The sequence below is a fragment of the Actinophytocola sp. genome (assembly GCF_035634895.1).
In the GTDB taxonomy this organism is placed as follows: domain Bacteria; phylum Actinomycetota; class Actinomycetes; order Mycobacteriales; family Pseudonocardiaceae; genus Actinophytocola.
On record NZ_DASQCC010000277.1, the window covers coordinates 1 to 15,577 of the forward strand.

The window sequence follows — 15,577 nt, forward strand, 5'->3', positions numbered from 1 at the left end:
CGACCGCCTTCGAGGTCGCCGCCCGCCTCGAACGGCACGGAGCCGGCCCCGCGGTGCTGTTCGTGTCCGGGCGACGGGCACCCAGCGTCCACCGCGACGAGCGGTCCCACCTGCTCGACGACGCGGGGCTGTGGGCCGAGGTGGTCGCCCTCGGCGGCGCCGCAGGCGAGGTTACCGTTGACCCCGAGCTGGTGCGGATGGCGCTTCCGGCCATCCGCAACGACTTCACCGCCATCGAGACCTACCGGTACCGCCACGGTCCCCGGCTGCGGTGCCCCATCCACGCCATCGTCGGCGACGCCGACCCGAAGGCCCCGGTCGAGGAGGTACGGGCCTGGGCCGACCACACCGAAGCCGGGTTCGCACTGGACGTCCTCCCCGGCGGCCACTTCTACCTCGACCAGCACCTCCAGACCGTGCTGTACGGGATCACCGAGGCGTTGCCGGGCGAGGGTCAGAACAGGATCCCCTGCACAACGGACGGGGCCGCCGCCAACCCGCAGTAGCGAAGCCATCTGGCCGGCAGCGCCACCCCGAGAAAGACGGGCACACGCATCCCGACCACGCCGGCGAGCACCGACATCGCGCCGAACGGCGGCAGCCCGACCAGCGCGCTGACGCCGAACACCGAGAGCAGCCAACCCGGGCGTTCATCGGCGCGGTCGGCGGCCTTCGCCATCGTTCTCGCCATCCTTCCGCGCCAGCCCTTCGTCTCAGGTTCCCCGTCCGCCGACGGCCTCACGAACGCGGGAAGACGTAACACCCCACGCGCCGCGTAATAGTGGACCAGTTTGCCGAACACCTGGCCGACGGCTACCACGGCACCGAGCAGCAACCAGGGGATGTCCGGGCGATGGAGCACCAGTCCGACGAGAAAGACCTCGATGCTGCCCACCGGAACCACCGCCAAGGCGAACGACAGGCCCAGCGCGATACCCAGCCAGTAGGCCATTCCCGTCCCTCCGGATCCCCGACTCACCTCCCACTTCAGCAGCGATCTCACCGACCGGGCATCGGGCATCACCCTGGGTATCTGCCGAACCGGCCCCTAGGGGCCCGGCCGATTAGGCCCTGCTCCTGCTTTGTTCGAGCTATATCCGCAGCTCTCGGGATATGGCTCGGATATGGACGGGCGAATTCGCCGGCGATCGAACCGGGTAGTGCCGAAATATAGGCACCCGCCCGAAGCTGACCGACGGATACCGCCGAATCGGAGAAGGACATGGACTTCGCTCTGACCAGCGAGCAACGTCGCCGAGACGAGGAGCTCGACGCCGCGATACGCGATCGGCTCGGCGACAACAGGCCGTTCGCGGCGGACCAGCACTTCACCAGGGAACGCTGGCGGGCCGCCGCCGAGCTCGGCCTCACCGGACTCTGCCTGCCGGCCGAGCACGGTGGGCAGGCCCTCGGCGCGCTGGACACCGCGCTGTGCCTGGAGACCTTCGGCCGGGCCTGCCCCGACACCGGACTCGTGTTCGGGGTCGCCGCACATCTGCTCGCCTGCGCGGTGGCGGTGCGCGACTTCGCCACCGACGAGGTCGCCGCGCGCCTGCTGCCCCGCCTCGCGAACGGCGAGGTGATCGCGGCCAACGCGATCACCGAGGACGACGCGGGCTCGGACACCGGCGCGCTCGGCATGAAGGCGGTCGGGACCCGGGACGGGTACCGGCTCACCGGGGAGAAGTCCTTCTCCAGCAACGCCCCGCTCGCCGACGTCTTCGTGGTCTACGCGGTGACCGACCCGGCCGCGGGGTTTCTCGGCACCACCGGATTCCTCGTCGACCGGGACCTGGCCGGCGTCGAGGTGGGGCCGCCGCTGGTGAAGGCCGGGCTGCACGGCTGTCCGGCGGGCCGGCTCACCCTGACCGACACCCTGGTTGCCCACGACCGGGTTCTCGGCGAACCCGGCCAGGGCAGCGTGATCTTCCAGCACTCCATGGGGTGGGAGCGGGCCTGCCTGTTCGCGATCTACCTGGGGCTCATGGACGTCCAGCTGCGCAGCTGCGTGCGGCACGCCAGACGGCGCCGCCAGTTCGGCAGCCGGATCGGCGACTTCCAGGCGGTGGCGCACCCGATAGCGGAGATGCGCCAACGACTCGACAGCGCACGGCTGCTGCTCCTGCGCGCCTGCTGGCTCATCGACAACGGCCGCAACGCCGTCACCGAGACCTCGCTCGCGAAGATCGCGGTCTCGGAGGCCGCGATCGCCAACGGTCTCGCCGCGGTCCAGGTGTTCGGCGGCAGCGGGTACCTGGCCGAGACCGGCGTCGAGGCGCAGCTGCGGGACGCCCTGCCGAGCCGGATCTTCTCCGGCACCAACGAGATCCACCGCACGCTCGTCGCGAGGGGGATGGGGTTGTGACCGGAGCGAGCCTGCACCAACTCGCCATCGACAGCGCGGTGGCGCACCCCGCCCGGACCGCGATCACCTGTGGCTCGGACGAGCTGACCTACCGCGAGTTGGACGACGCGGCGAACCGGTTCGCGCACCGGTTGCGCGACCTCGGCATCGGACGCGGCGACCGGGTCGTTCTGTGGTCGGACAAGTCGACCGACGTCCTCGCCGCGATGCAGGGTGTGCTGCGGCTCGGCGCGGCCTACGTGCCGATGGACGGCACGGCGCCGGTGGCCAGGGCGGCCGCGCTGGCCGCGGACTGCGGGGCCGCCGCCGTGTGCACCGACAGCGGCCGGCTGCCCGCCGCCACGACCGCGATCGCCGGCACCGCGGCCTGTCTCGACCTGCGCAGCTCACCGGACGTCGACGTGACGCCGGTCAACGAACCGGTCCAGGACGACGACCTCGCCTATGTCCTGTACACCTCCGGCTCGACCGGGACCCCCAAGGGCGTCTGCATCGGGCACCGCACCGCCCGCGCGTTCGTCGACTGGGCCGTGGCCGAGCTGGAAATCGGGCCGGAGGACCGGCTGGCGAACCACGCGCCGCTCGTGTTCGACCTCTCGGTGCTCGACCTGTACGCGGCGTTCGCGGCCGGTGCGTCCGTGCACCTGCTCGCCGCCGAACTCGCCTATGCCCCGGTCCAGCTGGTCCGGTTCCTGCGTGAGCGGCGGATCACGGTCTGGTACTCGGTGCCCTCGGCGCTGATCCTGATGCTCCGCGACGGCGGACTGCTCGACCGGCCCGCACCGGCCGCGCTACGGGCCGTCTGCTTCGCCGGCGAGCCGTTCCCCATCGGCGGGGTGCGGGCGCTCGCGGGCTGGACGAAAGCCCGGCTGCTCAACCTCTACGGGCCGACCGAGACCAACGTGTGCACCTTCCGCGAGGTCACGCCGGCGGACCTGGCGCGCGACCGCCCCGTGCCGATCGGCGCCGCGTGCTCCGGCGACACGGTCTGGGCACGCCGGCCGGACGGGACGACCGCGGGGCCGGGCGAGGAGGGCGAGCTGCTGGCCGCCGGCCCCACCGTGATGCTCGGCTACTGGGGCGCGCCTCCGCAGCGCGGGCCGTACCCGACCGGGGACATCGTCCGGGTGCTCGAGGACGGGGTCTTCGACTACGTCGGCAGGCGGGACCACACGGTGAAGGTGCGCGGCCACCGGATCGGCCTCGGCGAGGTCGAGCTGGCGTTCGGCAGCCACCCCGACGTCGAGGAGGCCACCGTCGTCGTGGTGGGCAGCGGCATCGACGCCGCCCTGGTCGCCTTCGTGGTGCCGGCGCTCGGCCGTACCCCGAAGCCGCTCGCGCTCACCGCACACGCGGCGAGGCTGCTCCCCTCCTACGCCCTGCCCAGCCACGTGCACGTCGGCCAGGACCTGCCCCACACCGGGAACGGCAAGGTCGACCGACCGGCGCTCGTGCGCATGCACACCGAGCTCCTCGCCGAGCGGGACGGACGCAGACGTGCCGTGGCCGCCGCATCGACCAACCCGGAAGGGAGAACACCGTGAAACAGCAGGAAGTCGAGCTCGCGTTGATGGAGTTCATTCGCGAGGAGTTCCTGTGGGGTGACGACGACCGCGAGCTCACCGAGTCGACCCCGTTGCTGGAGTGGGGAATCCTCGACTCGCTGCGCACGACGGTGCTGATCAACCACGTGCGTGAGGCACTCGGCGTGCACGTCTCCCCCACCAGGATCAACGCCCGGGACTTCCGGGACGTCACCAGCATCGCCGCGGTCGTCGTCGACTCGGTGGTGCCGGGAGCAGTGGCCACCAACGAGAAGGAGCCGGCGTGAGCGACAACAGCATCGACTACGACGTCGCGGTCATCGGCGGTGGGCCCGCGGGTTCCACCGCCGCCTCGTACCTCGCGCGGGCCGGCATGTCGGTCGTCGTGTTCGAGGACGAGACGTTCCCCCGGCCGCACGTCGGTGAGTCGCTGGTACCGGCGACCACCCCGGTGCTGCTGGAGATCGGAGCGCTGGACAAGATCGACGAGGCGAACTTCCCGAAGAAGTTCGGCGCGTCGTGGACCTCCGCCGAGTCCCGGGACATCCCGTTCATGGGCTACCAGGGGCTGTCCCACGACTGGTCGGCCGACGTGCAGTTCGTCGAGCGGGACCAGCCGGGGGTGGACCGGGACTACACCTTCCACGTCGACCGCGGCCGGTTCGACGCGATCCTGCTGAGCCACGCGCGGGAACAGGGCGCGACCGTGTTCAACGGGGCCCGGGTGCGCGACGTCGACTTCGACGACCCGGACTCGGTGAAGCTGACCGTCCGGTTCGGGACTAAGGACACCGTGTTCAGCACCCGCTTGGTGGTGGACGCATCCGGCCGGCAGACCGTGGTCGGGCGCAAGCTGAAGCTCAAGGTGTCCGACCCGGTGTTCGACCAGTACGCGCTGCACACCTGGTTCGAGGGGCTGGACCGGGAGGCCCTGAGCCCGAGTGCCGCGATGGTCGACCACATCTTCGTGCACTTCCTGCCGATCAAGGACACCTGGGTCTGGCAGATCCCGATCACCGACACCATCACCAGCATCGGTGTGGTCACCCAGAAGAAGCGGTTCGTCGAGGCGAACACCGACCGGGAGAAGTTCTTCTGGGACTTCGTCGGCAGCAGGCCGGAACTGGCGGAGCAGCTCAGGAAGGCAGAGCAGATCCGGCCGTTCAAGGTCGAGGGCGACTACAGCTACGCGATGAAACAGATCTGCGGCGACCGGTTCGTGTTGATCGGCGACGCGGCCCGGTTCGTCGACCCGATCTTCTCCAGCGGGGTGAGCGTCGCCCTCAACAGCGCGCGCATCGCCTGCCAGGACATCATCGCCGCGCACGAGGCGGGCGACTTCACGAAGAAGCGGTTCGACACGTACGAGACCAAGCTGCGCAACGCGGTGAAGTACTGGTACGAGTTCATCTCCATCTACTACCGGCTCAACGTGTTGTTCACCGCGTTCGTGCAGGACCCGCGTTACCGCATCGACGTGCTCAAGATGCTGCAGGGCGACGTGTACGACGGTACCGAGCCCAAGGCGCTCGCCGCGATGCGTGAGGTGGTCGCCGCGGTCGAGGCCGATCCGGAACACCTGTGGCACCCGTACCTCGGCTCACTGCGTGCGCCGACGTCCGCGCCCAGTTTCTGAGTTATAGCGACAGTATGGACGACACGCGCACCGTCATATCAACATCCTGACATTGTTGCGACGAGGGAAGTGCGAATATGATTCGGTCCGTAGTAATCGTAGGCGGTGGCACCGCGGGATGGATGTCGGCCTCGTATCTGAAGGCCGCTTTCGGCGACAGAATTGATGTGACTCTCATCGAGTCCCAGCAGGTGTCCCGAATCGGCGTCGGCGAGGCCACGTTCAGCACGGTCCGGCATTTCTTCGACTACCTCGGCCTGGACGAGCGGGAATGGTTGCCGAAATGCGCCGGCAGCTACAAGCTCGGCATCCGCTTCGAGAACTGGCGCAAGCCCGGCGACTACTTCTACCACCCCTTCGAGCGCCTGCGCTCCGCGGACGGGTTCAGCCTCGCCGAGTGGTGGCTCGAGCTCGGTGACCGCAGCCAGCCGTTCGACCAGTCCTGCTTCATCACCCCGATGCTCTGCGAGGCCAAGCGCTCGCCACGGATGCTCGACGGGTCGCTGTTCGTGTCCAGCCTCGACGGCTCGCTCGGCAGGTCCACGCTGGACGACCAGCGCGCCCAGTTCCCCTACGCCTACCACTTCGACGCCGACGCGGTGGCCAGGTTCCTCGCCGAGTACGCCGTCGCCCGCGGCGTGCGGCACGTGGTCGACAACGTGCGCGAGGTCGACCAGGACAGCCGGGGCTGGATCTCCGGGGTACGCACCGACGAGCACGGCACGGTCACCGGCGACCTGTACGTCGACTGCACCGGCTTCCGCGCACTGCTGATCAACAAGGCGCTCGGCGAGAGGTTCCAGTCCTTCGAGGACGTCCTGCCGAACAACCGGGCGGTGGCCCTGCGGGTGCCGCGCGAGGACGCCACCGACATGGACCCCTACACCACCGCGACCGCGATGTCGGCTGGCTGGGCGTGGACGATCCCGCTGTTCCGCCGCAACGGAAACGGCTACGTCTACTCCGACCAGTTCATCACCCCGGAGGAGGCCGAGCGGGAGTTGCGGGAGAAGGTCGCCCCGGGCAGGGACGACCTGGTGGCCAACCACATCCGGATGCGGATCGGCCGCAACGAGCACTCCTGGAAGCACAACTGTGTCGCGATCGGACTGTCCAGCGCGTTCGTCGAGCCGTTGGAGTCCACCGGGATCTTCTTCATCCAGCACGCGATCGAACAGCTGGTGAAGCACTTCCCCGACGCCGGGTTCGACGAGCGGACGATCGCCGCGTACAACCGGCGGATCAACCGGGCCGTGGACGGCGTCAAGGAGTTCCTGGTCCTGCACTACCGGGCGGCCGACCGCGAGGACACGCCGTACTGGAAGGAGACCAAGACCAGGGTGCTGCCGGAGAACGTGCGGGAGACACTCGACCTCGCCGAGGCCCAGTTGCTCGACGAGGAGACGATCTACCCGTTCTACCACGGGTTCGAGAGCTACTCGTGGAACACGATGAACCTCGGGCTCGGCCGGATCCCGCGCGGCGCGCGGCCGGCCCTGCGACACATCGATCCGGCCAACGCACGTGCCGAGTTCGCCAAGCTGAAGGCCGAGGGCGAGGAGATGGCCGCCGCCCTGCCCAGCTGCTACGAGTACCTCAAGAGCATCAACGACTGACCTCGCGAGCAACCGTGCCCGGCCGGACGATCGAAAGGGGAACGACATGGAGGCGATCCGGCTGCATCCCCGCATGGTGGGGGTGACCTCGGCGGCCCTCAGAGGTTTCATGAACGGCTACTTCACCGGCGTCACGGTCGTCACGTCCGTCGACGGATCCGGCCGGCCACACGGGCTCACCTGCAACTCGCTGGTCAGCGTCACGCTCGAACCGCCGACGCTGCTGGTCTGCCTCGACCGGCGCGCCGGCACGCTGGCCGCGGTCAGGGAGAGTGGCGCGTTCGCGGTGAACCTGCTCGCGGAACGGGCGCGGCCGACGGCGGAGGTGTTCGCCTCCCGCGCCCCCGACCGGTTCGCCTCGGTGTCCTGGGAGCCCTCCCCGTACTGCGGGCTGCCCCGGCTGGTCGGTGACGCGTTCGCGATCGCCGAGTGCGTGGTGACCGACATGCACACCGTCGGCGACCACGTCGTGCTGTTCGGCAGCGTGCTCGACATCGCACTCGACACCGAGAGCGGGCCGGACACTCCGCTGCTGTACGGCATGCGGTCGTTCTCCCGGCGGCCCGAGCCGCTGGACCCGGCGACCTGACGCCGCCGAACGAGAAGCTCCGAACGAGAAGCTCCGCCGGGCCGGCCCGGCGGAGCTTCTCTCTGTCCGGCGGCGCAACGTCCGCGCGCGGGATCCGCTCAACGAGCGCCGGCGCCACGGATGGTGGGGCTGAGCACGGCCACCACCAGGATCGCCGCGACGAACCCACCGGCCCAGAGCAGCGTCGCCGACGCGGCGAGCGTGGTGAGCATCAGGCCGCCGACCAGCGCACCGGCGGAGTTGGCACCCCACGAGGTCAGCAGGATGGCGCTCATCGCCCGGCCGTGTAGCTCGTCCGGCACGATCCGGGCGAGGTAGGACCCGGCGCCGACGTTGAGCACCGCCCCGCTGAAGGACATCAGGACGAACGGCACGAACAGCAGCGGCAGGACGGTGGTGAACGCCATCACCGGGATCAGCACGGCGCGGGCGGCAAGGTCGAGCAGCACGACACCGCCGAGCGAGAGCCCGCGCAGCAGCACGGCACCGAGCAGCGCACCGCACACGCCCCCGATGCCGCCCGCCGTGCCGATCAGCCCGGTGATCGCCGCCGAGCCACCGAGGTCCCTGATCATCAGGATCGCCGTCAGGGTGACGATCTGGGCGAGGAAGTTCGTCGCCGCGACCAGCAACGTCGCACTGCGCATGAACTTCTGGCCCCACAGCCAGTGCACGCCCGCGACCAGGTCCCGCCTGAGGCTCAGTGGCCTCGGTTCCCGCGGCGCCTGGAGCTTCTTGCGGATCAACGCCACGTTGGTCAGCGCGACCAGGTGGCCCACGGCGGTCGCGGCGAACGGCAGCCACCACAGCACCGCGAACAGCGCGCTGCCCGCCGGCTGGCCGAGCAGACCCGCCGCCCTGCCCCGGGCCTCGTTCTGCGAGATCGCGGTCGGCAGCTGGTCCGGCTCGACGACGTTGCGCACGGCGGCGCGTTCGGCGAGCAGGTAGAAGATCATGCAGCTGCCCTCGAGGAAGGCGACCACGCACAGGTGTGGCAGCCACACCACCCCGAACGCCAGCGCGACCGCCGCGCTGGCCATGGCGACCGCGGCGATCGCGTCGCAGACGACCATCAGCCTGCGCCGGTCCCACCGGTCGACCAGGACCCCGGCCGGCAGCTGCAGCACGAGGGACGGCAGCAGTCCGGCGAAGGCAACGATGCCCGCCCCCAGCGGCGACTGCTCGTACCACACGAGCACCAGCGGGAACGCGATCACGCTCATCCGTGCGCCGAGCTCCGAGAAACCGGCACCGGTCCACAGCAGGAAGAAGTCGCGGTTGCGGCGCAGCGGTACGGAGTCCGGCGCGGCGACGGGCTCGGCGGTCACGTCCCGCTCCGCGCACGGGTCTGGTCACACATACCACCCACCCTGGCGACGGCGGCTATGGCGCTCCTATACCGGCAGGAGCGTCCACGCCCGCTCGGGTTCCTACTTTCGGCAACCGAGCGGTCACGAGAAGTCCACATCCTGCCAAGGCCTGTTCCTGCCAAACCAGATAGCTAACAACTGTGAGAATTTATGACCATCCTGGCGCCGGTCGGGTTGGTCGGGCTCTACCGGGCCTATCAGGGTCGTACCGACACATGGGGCGCGATAGGAGAACCAATGAGGTTTCAGGTGCTGGGAAGCGTCGGGGCATGGGCCGGGGACACCCGCATCGAGGTGCGCGGCTCTAAGATGCGAACATTCCTTGCATCCTTGTTACTCGCCCGAGGTCGCGTCGTCTCCGACGCCCGCCTGATGCAGATGTTGTGGGACGAGAACCTCCCGGCGACCACCCAGGCCCAGATCCAGACCTACGCCTCCCGGCTGCGCTGCCTGCTCGGCGCCGGTGCGTCGATCACGCGCCAGCCACCGGGTTACCGGCTCGAGCTGACCGCGGCCGACCGGACCAGGATCGACCTCGTCGAGTTCGAGATCCTGGCCGCCAAGGGCAGCGCGGCACTCGCCGCCGGCCAGCACACCGAGGCGAGCAGGCTGTTACGGGGGGCGCTGGCCCAGTGGAACGGCCAGGCGCTCGGCGGGGTCACCGACTACCTCGCCGCGATGGAGCTGCCCCGCCTGGAGGAGGCGCGGCTCACCGTGCTGGAGAAGTGCATCGACGCCGAGCTGGCCATCGGCGGACACCGGCCGCTGATCACCGAGCTCACCGCGCTCACCGCGACGGAGCCATTACGTGAGCGGCCACGCATGCAGCTCATGGTCGCGCTGCACCGCAGTGGCCGCACAGCCGACGCTCTACACGTCTACCAGGACTTCCGCACCACCCTTGCCGAGACGCTCGGCCTCGACCCGTCGACCGAGCTGCAGGACCTGCACCAGTCCATCCTGACCTCCGTCCCGCCCAGCCCGTCGACCCAGCTCACGGCCCGCCGCGCCGAGGCGGCTCCCGGGTTCGCGCTCCCGCCGGAGCCAAGCGACTTCGTCGGCCGGGAGCGGGAGACCGAGCAGGCGCGCACGGTGCTCACCGGACGGCGTGACCAGGACACCGCGACGACGGTGTGCACGATCAGCGGCATGGGCGGGGTCGGCAAGACCACGCTCGCCCTGCGCGTTGCCCGGCTGCTGCGCAAGCAGTACCCGGACCGGCAGCTGCTCGTCGACCTCGGCGGTCGACACCCCGAGCCGCCATCCGCGGCCGCCATCCTCGACTCGCTGCTCGCCCGCCTCGGGATCCCGGTCGCCGAGTTGCCGGAGTCCTTCCCGGCCCGGGTGGAGCTGTACCGGCGCAGCCTCGCCGGCACCCGTACCCTGCTGATCCTCGACGACGCCCACGACGAGCGCCAGGTCCGTCCCCTGCTGCCCGGCGCCGCGTCCTGTGGCGTGCTGATCACCAGCCGGTCCCCGCTCGCCGCGCTCGAGGGCGCGGCCAGGGTCCCACTCGACCTGTTCACGCCCCGGGAGTCGTTGCGGTTGCTGGAGAAGATCGTCGGCGCCGACCGGGTGGAGAACGAGTCCGGCACGGCCGCGCGCATCGCCGACCTGTGCGACCACCTGCCGATCGCGGTGCGCGTCTGCGGCGCCCGGCTGGCCACCCGCACGCACTGGCCGCTGAGCAGGCTCGCCGACCGGCTCGCCGACCCGCAGCGGGTCCTCGACGAGCTGCACACCGGCGACCTGCTGGTCAGGGAACGGTTGATGCCCGCATACCTCGCACTCCCGGCCGGTCTGCGGGACGCACTGCACCGCCTGACCGGCCTCGGCAACGCCCCGTTCGTCGCGACCACCGCGGCCGAGCTGCTCGAACTGTCCGTCATGGACACCGTCGACCTGCTGGACGAGCTGGTCTCCGCCCACATGGTCCGCACCGACACCCGGACCGGCGACCGGTACCGGCTGCCAGGGCTCGTGCTCGCCCTCGCCAGCGGCGAGGAGCTGCTCTGCAAGGCCGGCTGACCGCCTCCGAGGGGACGATGACCACAAGAGAAAAAGCCTTCCGCTACCTCGGGCGGGACGACGTCCTGCTGGCGGTCGCCACCATCGACCTGGTCGCCGTGGTGACCGAGATCCTGCGGCTGCACAGTGAGGACCGGGTGGTCCTGACCGAGCAGGCGGTCATGCGGTGGCGGACGCCCGGCCGCGTGCTCAACCAGTGCCACGCGACGCCGGCGATGGTCGACCTCGACACCGGCCGCGCGGTCGGGCTCAGGGCGATCGTCTCCGGCGCGGGCAACGCCGCCAACGGCCTCCCCCGGTCGGAGGGCATCACCGTCCTGCTGGACGACGAGACCGCGCGTCCGCGTGTGCTCGTCGCGGCCGCGCACATCAGCGCGCTGTGCGCGGCCGCGGTGACCGTGATCGCCGCGCGGACGCTGGGGCGCAAGGGGATGCGCAGCCTTGGCCTGATCGGCTGCGGTACCCAGGCGAGGACCCACCTGCCGCTGTTGATGGACGCCCTGCCGACCCTGGCCGAGGTGCGCCTGTTCGACGTGGACACGGGGCGCGCCGAGGCGTTCCGGGAGCGGGCCGCGGCCAGCTATCCGGACGCGCGGGTCGTGGTCGTGCCGATGGCGAGCCAGTGTGTCACCGAGGTGGACCTGGTGGTCACCGCGACGACCGTGACCGAGGGCTACATCCCATGGGACTGGCTGACCGAGGGCACGCTGGTGTCCACCGTGTCGATCGACGACCTGCTGCCCGAGGTCGTGCAGCGCTGCGACCTGCTCGTCATCGACGACTGGGATCTCGTCACCGACGACAACCGCAGACTGCTCGGGCGCATGTACCGGGCGGGCGACCTGCTCTCCCCGTCCGGCATCGTCGCCGACCAGGTCGGCGGCCGGAGCCTGTCCGCGCGGACGGTGGACGCGACCCTCGGTGAGATCGTCACCGGCGTCCACCGTGGACGCGGTGCCGACACCGACATCGTGGTGTGCAGCGCGTCCGGGATGGCGGTGCTGGACATCGCGGTCGCCCACCTCGTCGCGGCCGAGGCCGAGCGGGCCGGCATCGGCCAACTGCTCTCGCGGTGACCGTCAGACGGTGGCCGGCGGCTCCACGCGCCCCCGAACCGACAGCCAGCCGACCTCGGCCGCCCGCACCCCGAGTTGGAACCGGCTGCGGGCGCCGAGCCGTTCGGCGAGCTCGGCGGTCATCCGGCGGGTGGTGCGCACCGAGATCCCGAGCTTCCGCGCGACGACCGCGTCGGTGTGCCCGTCGGCGAGCAGCCGGAGCACCTCCCGGTCCTGCCCGGTCAGCCCCTCCATGTCCCGGTTGGACGGTGCGCCGAGCCTGGTCGCCGGTTCCCAGGCGTAGTCGAAGAACGCGCAGAGCGCCACCAGCACCCCGGCGTCCCGCAACACCATGATCCCGTCGTCCGACCGCAGCGGGTCGATCGCCACGATCGCCACGGTCCGGTCGTAGATGGACATCCGCACCGGCAGCGTCGGCACGGTCCGCACGTCACCGCCCTTCGAGACGAGCCAGCGGGCGTAGCCGATCGCCGAGCCGTCGTTGGTGATGCTGTCCAGGTAGAGCCTGCGGATCCGCACGTGGCGGCTCAGGAGCCGCAGGTCCTCGGCGCGGTCCGCCTGCTCCTGCTCGCCTCTCGGCGGTCCACCCGGGGAGAACGACACCATCTCCGAGGTGCAGCTGTCGGCCAGGCGATCGGCGAACGCCTGCACCGCCTCGGAACCGAGCACCCGCTGGTTGGGGAACTCGCTCTGCCCCGCCTGTGCCTGCTGGTACTCGGCGAGCATGCTCGACACCAGCTCGCGGCTGCGGGACATGTCCTCCTGATGCCAGGCGAGCGCGGATTCCTGCCGCACCAGCAGATCCCGCAACGCCTTGTCCGGGTCGGCCAGTGCCGGCAGGTCCTGCCCCTGCCAGCCGGGCTTGATCAACCCGAGGTACTCCAGCTCCGCGAGCACCTGGTTCATCCGGTCCTCCGACCAGGTCAGCCACAGGCTCAGCTCGACAATGCCAACCCCCGGATACTTGATCATGGTCTGGTAGACGATCCCCGCGTCCACGCTGAGGTTGAGCAACTGCAATCGTGTGTCCCTTTCACAATCGGCGCGGACATCCCCATCACCGCGCCGTCCCCGATCATGACTACGACACTAGCGAGAAAGGACGCGGGTCGCGCCGCCGAGAACGCGTTGGCGGACATGATCATCCGAAAACCACATTCCCATGCGGAAAGAAACACGAACGGGCATTCGCTGTGCCGTTGGGGTGGGGAACAACGGGTGGTATAGGTCGAACATAGCTGGCACTCCGACGATCGCCTCACTGTCCACTTGTGCGGTGAGCGCGACGGGAGTGACATGGTCACCGGGAACCACGGACGACTACCGCTGTCGAGCGCGCAGCGGGGAGTCTGGTTCGCTCATCAACAAGACCCGACCGCGCGCCGGTACACCTGCGCCGAGTACCTCGCGCTGAGTGGCCCCATCGACCTCCCGCTGTTCCGGCGGGCGTGGTCCACCCTGTCCGCGGAGGCGGACGCGACGCGGGTACTGCGGGTGGAGGAGAGCGACACCGGCCGGCTGTTCCAGGTGATCGACGACCGACCGGCCGGTCTGCAGGAACTGGACATGCGCCACGCGGCGGTGCCGGAGGCGGCGGCGCTCGACTGGATGTACCGCGACCTCGACGCGCCGGTCGACCTCGGCGAGGGCCCGCTGTCCCGGTTCGCGCTGTTGCGGACCTCGGACGACCGGCACCTGCTCTACCTGCGCATGCACCACCTGGTCACCGACGGGCACAGCATGCACGTTCAGCAGAGCACGCTCGCGGACATCTACACGTCCCTGGCCACCGGCGGGGAGCGGACGACGCCGCCGCTCGGCGACCTCTCCACCCTGGTGGCCAGGGACGAGAGGTACCGGGCGAGCGAGGACTTCGACCGCGACCGTGCCTACTGGACCGGGCGCTACGCCGACCGGCCGGAGCCGATGCGGGTGCCGGCCGTGCTCGCCGACCTCGTGGACAGCGGGATACGAGCCCGCCAGGTGGCCTCGCTGCCCCCCGGGGACGCGCGCCTGCTGCACGACGCGGCCACCCACCTCGGCACCACCTGGCAGCTGGCGATGATCGCCGCCACGGCCGGCTACCTACGACGGATCACCGGCCGGCACGACGTCGTGCTCGGGCTGGCGAGCAACGCGCGCCGGGGCGAGGCGGCCCGGCGCACCCCCGGCATGTCCGCCAACACGCTCGCGCTGCGGTTCCACGTCGCGCCGTCGATGACCCTGCGCCGGTTGCTGCCCTCGGTCGCCGGCGAGGTGGGCAGGGTGCAGCGGCACGAACGGTTCCGGTACGACGACCTGTGCCGGGCGCTTGAGGTGCCGTCCACCGACGAGGGGCCGCTCGGCCCGATCATCAACTTCATGCCCTACGCGAGGGAGCTGTCGTTCGGCGACACCCCGGCGAGCGCGGTCAACCTGTCCTCCGGTCCGAGCATCGACATGGCCTTCGGGGTCGGTGGGTCGATCGAGCACGGCCTCGCGCTGTCCGTCGACGCCAACCCGAACCGGCACCGCGTGGACCGGCTCGCCGGTGACCTGCGCCGGTGGACCGCGTTCGTCCTCGCGACCGCCACCCATCCCGACCGCGACTTGCGTTCGTTCGACCTGCTCACCGAGTCCGAGCGGACCGACCTGCTCCTCCACCGCAACGACACCGCGCGCGCCAGGGACGGGCGGACGGTCGTCGACCTGGTCCGCCAGGTCGCGCACCGGCAGCCGGACCGGGTCGCGGTGGCCGGTGACGGGGCTCGGCTGACCTACGCCGAGCTCGACACACGGGCCCGGCGGCTCGCCGCCCACCTCACCGGCATCGGGGTCCGCCGCGAGGACATCGTCGGGATCGCCATGCCGCGCTCCCCCGACCTGATCGTGGCGATGCTGGCGGTGCTCCGCGCCGGTGGTTGCTACCTGCCCCTCGACCTCACCTACCCGCGCGAGCGCCTCCAGCACATGGTGACCGACAGCGCGCCCCGGTGCGTGCTCGTGTCCGACCGGAAGGCCGCCCGGGCCGTGCTGCCGGCCGAGGTGGTCCTGGTCGAGATGACCGCGACGAACCGACCGGGGCACGCCCACGGGCCGGAGCCGGTCGCGATCGACCCCGCCGGCGCGGCGAACGTGATCTACACGTCCGGCTCGACCGGCTCGCCGAAGGGTGTCATCGCCCAGCACGGCGCGTTGGCGAACCTGGCGCTCGACCACGAGGCCAGGTTCGGCCTCGACTCGGACAGCAGCGTCCTGCAGTACGTCTCCCCCGCCTTCGACGCGGCGAGCGCGGACATCTGGCCGGCACTGGTGGCCGGCGCGAGGCTGGTCCTGCCGCCGGACCCGGCGGATCTGACGCCCGCCGACCTCGC

At 70.5% G+C, this 15,577-nt stretch carries 13 protein-coding genes; 10 read left to right on the top strand and 3 right to left on the bottom strand.

Features of this window, described 5'->3' with window-relative positions; translation table 11 throughout:
- The coding region (locus VET29_RS42395; RefSeq protein WP_324932685.1) for a thioesterase II family protein at positions 1 to 506 on the top strand (506 nt) is incomplete at its 5' end.
- Here the strand turns inward: VET29_RS42395 and VET29_RS42400 are convergent.
- On the bottom strand, positions 455 to 952 hold the full coding sequence (locus tag VET29_RS42400; protein WP_324932688.1) for a hypothetical protein: 498 nt from the start codon (positions 950 to 952) through the stop codon (positions 455 to 457). The genes VET29_RS42395 and VET29_RS42400 overlap by 52 nt on opposite strands.
- A gap of 270 nt (positions 953 to 1,222) precedes the next feature.
- On the opposite strand from VET29_RS42400, the gene VET29_RS42405 reads away from it, so the two are divergent.
- The 6 genes from VET29_RS42405 to VET29_RS42430 all read left to right on the top strand — a co-directional run bounded on the left by VET29_RS42405 (position 1,223) and on the right by VET29_RS42430 (position 7,750).
- Positions 1,223 to 2,365, top strand: a complete 1,143-nt coding sequence (locus VET29_RS42405; protein ID WP_324932690.1) for an acyl-CoA dehydrogenase family protein — start codon at positions 1,223 to 1,225, stop codon at positions 2,363 to 2,365.
- Positions 2,362 to 3,909, top strand: coding sequence for an amino acid adenylation domain-containing protein (locus VET29_RS42410; protein ID WP_324932694.1), 1,548 nt, complete (start codon positions 2,362 to 2,364; stop codon positions 3,907 to 3,909). Before VET29_RS42405 ends, VET29_RS42410 begins: the two co-directional genes overlap by 4 nt.
- Positions 3,906 to 4,196 carry an acyl carrier protein gene (locus tag VET29_RS42415; RefSeq protein WP_324932697.1) on the top strand — a complete coding sequence of 97 codons (291 nt, stop codon included), beginning with the start codon at positions 3,906 to 3,908 and terminating at the stop codon, positions 4,194 to 4,196. Before VET29_RS42410 ends, VET29_RS42415 begins: the two co-directional genes overlap by 4 nt.
- Positions 4,193 to 5,545 (top strand): NAD(P)/FAD-dependent oxidoreductase, encoded by a 1,353-nt coding sequence (locus VET29_RS42420; protein ID WP_324932700.1) that lies wholly within the window; start codon positions 4,193 to 4,195, stop codon positions 5,543 to 5,545. The genes VET29_RS42415 and VET29_RS42420 overlap by 4 nt, the downstream gene beginning before the upstream one ends.
- 77 nt (positions 5,546 to 5,622) lie before the next feature.
- Complete coding sequence (locus tag VET29_RS42425; RefSeq protein ID WP_324932703.1) at positions 5,623 to 7,161, top strand: tryptophan halogenase family protein; 1,539 nt, start codon at positions 5,623 to 5,625, stop codon at positions 7,159 to 7,161.
- 46 nt (positions 7,162 to 7,207) lie between these two features.
- Positions 7,208 to 7,750 carry a flavin reductase family protein gene (locus VET29_RS42430; RefSeq protein ID WP_324932706.1) on the top strand — a complete coding sequence of 181 codons (543 nt, stop codon included), beginning with the start codon at positions 7,208 to 7,210 and terminating at the stop codon, positions 7,748 to 7,750.
- A 98-nt stretch (positions 7,751 to 7,848) separates the two neighbouring features.
- Here VET29_RS42430 and VET29_RS42435 read toward each other — a convergent pair whose 3' ends face one another.
- Positions 7,849 to 9,078 (bottom strand): MFS transporter, encoded by a 1,230-nt coding sequence (locus VET29_RS42435; protein ID WP_324932710.1) that lies wholly within the window; start codon positions 9,076 to 9,078, stop codon positions 7,849 to 7,851.
- Between the two features lie 414 nt (positions 9,079 to 9,492).
- Here VET29_RS42435 and VET29_RS42440 point away from each other — a divergent pair, with 414 nt between their 5' ends.
- A complete protein-coding gene (locus VET29_RS42440; RefSeq protein WP_414636759.1) occupies positions 9,493 to 11,148 on the top strand; it encodes an AfsR/SARP family transcriptional regulator in 1,656 nt (551 codons plus the stop codon).
- 17 nt (positions 11,149 to 11,165) lie between these two features.
- Positions 11,166 to 12,224 carry an ornithine cyclodeaminase gene (locus tag VET29_RS42445; protein WP_324932715.1) on the top strand — a complete coding sequence of 353 codons (1,059 nt, stop codon included), beginning with the start codon at positions 11,166 to 11,168 and terminating at the stop codon, positions 12,222 to 12,224.
- 3 nt (positions 12,225 to 12,227) lie between these two features.
- On the opposite strand, the gene VET29_RS42450 is transcribed toward VET29_RS42445, so the two are convergent.
- Entirely contained in the window at positions 12,228 to 13,244 is a 1,017-nt protein-coding gene (locus VET29_RS42450; protein ID WP_324932718.1) for a helix-turn-helix transcriptional regulator, read from the bottom strand.
- 276 nt (positions 13,245 to 13,520) lie between these two features.
- On the opposite strand from VET29_RS42450, the gene VET29_RS42455 reads away from it, so the two are divergent.
- Positions 13,521 to 15,577 (top strand): condensation domain-containing protein (locus VET29_RS42455; protein WP_324932721.1); only part of this gene is annotated, 2,057 nt, incomplete at its 3' end.

Coding starts and splice junctions, on each gene's coding strand:
- VET29_RS42405 (WP_324932690.1), top strand. CDS start 1,223: ATGGACTTCGCTCTGACCAGCGAGCAACGTCGCCGAGACGAGGAGCTC.
- VET29_RS42430 (WP_324932706.1), top strand. CDS start 7,208: ATGGAGGCGATCCGGCTGCATCCCCGCATGGTGGGGGTGACCTCGGCG.
- VET29_RS42400 (WP_324932688.1), bottom strand. CDS start 952: ATGGCCTACTGGCTGGGTATCGCGCTGGGCCTGTCGTTCGCCTTGGCG.
- VET29_RS42425 (WP_324932703.1), top strand. CDS start 5,623: ATGATTCGGTCCGTAGTAATCGTAGGCGGTGGCACCGCGGGATGGATG.
- VET29_RS42445 (WP_324932715.1), top strand. CDS start 11,166: ATGACCACAAGAGAAAAAGCCTTCCGCTACCTCGGGCGGGACGACGTC.
- VET29_RS42440 (WP_414636759.1), top strand. CDS start 9,493: ATGCAGATGTTGTGGGACGAGAACCTCCCGGCGACCACCCAGGCCCAG.